The sequence below is a fragment of the Paenibacillus tyrphae genome, assembly GCF_024158745.1.
Taxonomy (GTDB): Bacteria; Bacillota; Bacilli; order Paenibacillales; family NBRC-103111; genus Paenibacillus_G; species Paenibacillus_G tyrfis_A.
Genome location: NZ_JAMZAW010000072.1, coordinates 1 through 610 on the forward strand (window position 1 = coordinate 1; position 610 = coordinate 610).

1 rRNA gene is annotated in these 610 nt (G+C 54.4%); it reads left to right on the plus strand.

Going from position 1 to position 610, the window contains the following annotated elements:
* Positions 1-610, plus strand: a 23S ribosomal RNA gene (locus NI000_RS36550); the annotation flags it as partial.

The following is a 610-nucleotide window of genomic DNA, read 5'->3' on the forward strand; positions in this document are numbered from 1 at the left end:
AAGGCTGGGCTGTGATGGGGAGGGAAAATTACAGTACCGAAGGTCATGAGTTCAAGCTGCCAAGAAAAGCCTCTAGCCAGGGAGAAGGTGCCCGTACCGCAAACCGACACAGGTAGGCGAGCAGAGCATGCTAAGGCGCGCGGAAGAACTCTCGTTAAGGAACTCGGCAAAATGACCCCGTAACTTCGGGAGAAGGGGTGCCTCGGTAGGGTGAATAGCCCGAGGGGGCCGCAGTGAAAAGGCCCAAGCGACTGTTTAGCAAAAACACAGGTCTGTGCGAAGCCGCAAGGCGAAGTATACGGGCTGACGCCTGCCCGGTGCTGGAAGGTTAAGGGGAGCGGTTAGGAGCAATCCGAAGCTGTGAACCGAAGCCCCAGTAAACGGCGGCCGTAACTATAACGGTCCTAAGGTAGCGAAATTCCTTGTCAGGTAAATTCTGACCCGCACGAATGGCGTAACGACTTGGGCGCTGTCTCAACGAGAGATCCGGTGAAATTTTAATACCTGTGAAGATGCAGGTTACCCGCGACAAGACGGAAAGACCCCATGGAGCTTTACTGCAGCTTGATATTGGACTTTGGTACGATCTGTACAGGATAGGTGGGAGCCT